Annotated in this window: 3 protein-coding genes and 2 pseudogenes; 3 read left to right on the top strand and 2 right to left on the bottom strand. The window is 42.9% G+C overall.

Features of this window, described 5'->3' with window-relative positions:
* Positions 1-284, bottom strand: a pseudogene (locus VNZ46_RS06190) (acetyl-CoA C-acetyltransferase); the annotation flags it as partial.
* Positions 285-335: 51 nt separating this feature from the next.
* Positions 336-749 carry an EamA family transporter gene (locus tag VNZ46_RS06185; RefSeq protein WP_325559229.1) on the bottom strand — a complete coding sequence of 138 codons (414 nt, stop codon included), beginning with the start codon at positions 747-749 and terminating at the stop codon, positions 336-338.
* Positions 750-816: 67 nt separating this feature from the next.
* On the opposite strand from VNZ46_RS06185, the gene VNZ46_RS06180 reads away from it, so the two are divergent.
* The 3 genes and pseudogenes from VNZ46_RS06180 to VNZ46_RS06170 all read left to right on the top strand — a co-directional run.
* The gene (locus tag VNZ46_RS06180) at positions 817-2,337 is read left to right on the top strand and encodes a hypothetical protein (RefSeq protein WP_325559228.1); all 1,521 of its coding nucleotides are present in this window, start codon (positions 817-819) and stop codon (positions 2,335-2,337) included.
* Positions 2,338-2,437: 100 nt separating this feature from the next.
* Positions 2,438-3,754, top strand: a complete 1,317-nt coding sequence (gene eat, locus VNZ46_RS06175; RefSeq protein WP_325559227.1) for an ethanolamine permease — start codon at positions 2,438-2,440, stop codon at positions 3,752-3,754.
* A pseudogene (locus VNZ46_RS06170) lies at positions 3,751-4,129 on the top strand (glutamine synthetase); the annotation flags it as partial. The gene eat and the pseudogene VNZ46_RS06170, both read left to right, overlap by 4 nt.

The following is a 4,129-nucleotide window of genomic DNA, read 5'->3' as shown; positions in this document are numbered from 1 at the left end:
ATGATGGCTTTGGTGCCCGAAGCACATACTTTATTAATGGTAGTAGCAGGCAAATCAGGAAGTCCGGCATGTTTTGCAGCCTGTGTAGCGGGTGCCTGGCCAAGGTTGGCGGATAATACATTTCCCATATATACTTCCTGAACATCTTCAGGTTTGATCCCTGCTTTCTCTATTGCGGCTTTAATGGCAATTCCACCAAGTTGTGTAGCTGTAAAACCAGCTAATGATCCACCGAAACTTCCAATTGGGGTTCTAAGTGCTGAAACGATTACTACTTCTTTCATTCGAAATATTTATAATTGGTTATAAGCAAAGTTAAATAAGATTCACTGGTTTTAGGTAATCAAAACAACAGTTCCTGCAATAATTAAGGCTGCACCTATAATAATTTTTAGGGTAATGGCTTCTTTTAGAATGAGGAAAGAGAGCAGGATCGTTAAGGCCAGACTCAGCTTGTCTACGGGAGCAACCTGTGAGACTTTACCCAGCTGGATCGCCTTGTAATAAAAGATCCAGGAAAGGCCTGTAGCCAATCCGGAAAGAATTAAAAAGGTTAAGCTGTGCTTGGAAATTTCAGTGATCCCTTTTAATTCTCCTCTAAAGAGCACAATTCCCCAGGCAACGACCAGTATGACTATGGTTCTGATGGCAGTGGCCAGGTCGGAATTTACACTAGTGACACCAATTTTAGCGAAAATTGCAGTTAGGGAAGCAAAAAAGGCTGATAATAAAGCATATATCCACCACATGATTTTCAAATTATAGATCAGTCAAATATATTAAAATTGGTAACTTCGCCGCGTCATTCCAGAAATTATGTCCAAGAAGAAAATTGTCAGTTACCTGTATTCCAATGCAGATGCCCTTGTCATTTCCATTTTTGCGGTGGCTTGTATGGTCATCTTTACAGGACATAACGGAATTGGCATTTCTCCGGACTCTATAGCCTATATCAGTACAGCCCGCAGTATTCATGAACATTGGACCATGACGGATTTTAATATGAAGCCCCTGGTTGCTTTCCCTGTGTTTTATCCGGTTTTTCTAAGTATCATCATGTTCCTGACCGGATCTGATATTGTACAGACAGGTGTGGTTTTAAATTGTGTTTTATTAGCTGCAGTGGTGCTCCTCTCCGGGAGGTTGTTGAAAAAATTTCATTGGCGTTCGGCATGGTATAAGCGTATTGTATTGCTTTTTATTGCTTTTAGCCCGGCATTAACAGAGGTTTATTCTATGTTGTGGTCGGAGACCTTATTGATCCTCTTAAGTTTGATTTTCTTTCTGTTCCTGGAAAAGTATCTCAAACACAGTTCTGTGAAAAACCTGGTCATTTGTGCAGTATTGGCCGGCCTGGCTACAGTAACCCGTTACGCGGGGATTACGCTAACCGGAACGGCGGGCCTGATGATCTTATTTGCACCGCATATGGACGCAAAGAAAAAAGCAGGTCATATTGGTCTGCTGAGTTTGATCTCCTTTTTTATCTTGTTCTTAAACCTGATCCGGAACCACGTGCTGGTGGGCTCTTTGACCGGACCGCGCCAGTTTGGACACACGCCTTTACTGGAGAATATTGGTTACTACGGTAAAACGCTTTCTGACTGGTACCCGGTATTTAATCAGGACCACAGCACCTCGATTTTAATCGGCTTATCGGTTTTTATGGTGGTCATGCTGCTGTTCTTTTATCGGGCTTTTAAAGGGAAAGATTATAATGGCCAGGAAAATATAGCAGCGGCTTTTGTTGTGGTGTACTCCGTATTTATTGTAGGGATATCTACTTTATCTCATTTTGAAGGGATTAACAACCGCTTGCTGGTTCCGATTTTTATCCCCTCTTTATTTGCATTGACTTTTTGGCTTCCTGGCTATTTTTTTGGATTAAGATCCGCGGCAAAGCAGGTTAGTACGGTTCTGTTATTGGGCTTTTTGCTCCTGTTCCAATATAATGCGACGGCTCATCTCGATGAAATGTACCAGGATGCAGTTACTTATGGTGTTCCCGGTTATGCAGATGATTCCTGGAAGAAATCAGAAACCGCAAACTTCCTCGCTAAACATCCAGAATTCCTTAAAAAGGGCATAAAGATCTATTCTAATGCCCACGATGCAGTTTATTTTAAAACAGGTTTGCATGCAGATGAACTTCCGCACCATATAGATAAGGCATACCAGGAAAAGTTCTATAAAGAAAAAGCACACTATATCATTTGGTTCAATAGTATAGATGATCCTGAACTGATCCATCTTTCTTCTATGTATAAGCACAGAAAGCTCCTTGAAAAATACAGATTTGAGGATGGCTGGGTGTTTCTGTTCGACCGCCAGCCCTGATTTTTAAAAGCGTATTATTTTTCTGTTAATATTGATCCTATAACTGTATGTATTTCATATAGTTTGTATTATATTAGAAGCATATAACCCACCTGCACAGATGGCGGAAAATAAAGGCTTAAAAAAGACACTCAGCCCCTTTATGCTTTGGGGCCTTGGCGTAGGATATGTGATCTCCGGAATGTATTTTGGCTGGAACCTGGGCCTTGAAAAAGGCGGTGCCGGCGGTATGGCGATTGCCACCATTGTCATTATGGTGATGTACGTCACCTTTACTTTTAGTTATGCTGAACTCGCCTGTGCGATACCTAAGGCGGGCGGGGTATTTGATTATGCCAACCGGGCAATGGGCAAGAACATAGGCTTTATTGCGGGGATTGCGCAGATTGTGGAGTTTATTCTTGCTCCACCAGCTATTGCTTTTGCTATTGGTGCTTATTTTAATGCTTTCTTTCCTCAGGTACCCATTCTGAGCAGTGCTATTGCCATCTATTTTGTGTTTACGGCGCTGAACGTTTACGGTGTCAAGGCGGCGGCTTCCTTTGAAGTCATCATTACGGTGCTGGCCGTAGGGGAGTTGCTCTTGTTTTCTGGCATTGCATTGCCAAAATTTGAGATGGCCAATCTGCAGCGCAATTCTTTTCCCAACGGTTGGGGAGGAGTATTTGCAGCTATACCTTTTGCCATCTGGTTTTTTCTGGGTATTGAGGGAATTGCAAATGTGGCCGAAGAAACCAAAAATCCTCAGAAAGATATTAGTAAAGGCTTTGGCTGGGCCATTTTTACACTGGCCATATTATGTGTGCTGATCTTTATTTCGGCTACCGGAATCAGTGGCTGGGAAGCGATTGTTTATAAAAATGGTGTATCCGGAGAAACTTCAGATTCCCCACTGCCCTTAGCCCTGGCCAGGATTACGGGCAGCAATCATTTGATGTATCATCTGCTGATCACGGTTGGATTGTTTGGTCTGGTGGCTTCTTTTCATGGGCTGATCCTGGCTGCAGGAAGGTCTACCTACGAAATGGGAAGGGTGCACAATATTCCTGCCTTTCTGGGAAAGATCTCTCCCAGGTTCCATACCCCGGCCAATGCGCTCCTCGGAAATATGGTGATCGGAATCCTTGCTTTGTTATCGGGAAAAACATCGGAGATCATTATTGTTTCTGTGTTTGGTGCACTGACACTCTATATTATTTCCATGATCTCCATTATCTTGTTGAGAAAACAGGAACCAGGACTGCACCGGCCTTTCCGAACGCCTTTCTATCCGGTATTCCCGGTGGTTTCCCTGGTGATTGCAGTGGTTTCCATTCTGGCCATGTTTATTTACAGTTTCCAACTGGGACTTATTTATTTTTCCATACTGATCATCACTTTTTTGCTGTACAAAATCTTTAAAAGAACAGATCCATGACAACACAGGAGATACTCGCTTACGTAAAGCAGCACCCTTCGGGTAGGGTAAAAGTTGCTGTAACAGATATTGACGGAGTTTTAAGAGGGAAATATATCGCAGCTGAAAAATTCAGTTCGGTTGCCGAAGGACGGCTTGGCTTTTGCGATGTAACCTTTGGCTGGGATATGGGGGATGCAGCTTATGATAATGTAAAATTTACTGGATGGCATACCGGTTATCCGGATGCGCTGGTGAAACTGGATCTGAGTACCTTCCGTAAAATCCCCTGGGAGAACGATACCCCCTTTTTTCTGGGTGATTTCGTTAATGAGCAGGATGTTGCAGCGTATACCTGCCCCAGACAATTGCTCCGTAAAGTATTAAGTGATACAG

The sequence above is a fragment of the Pedobacter sp. genome (assembly GCF_035566355.1).
Taxonomy (GTDB): Bacteria; Bacteroidota; Bacteroidia; order Sphingobacteriales; family Sphingobacteriaceae; genus Pedobacter.
This window is presented reverse-complemented; position numbering and strand designations above follow the sequence as displayed.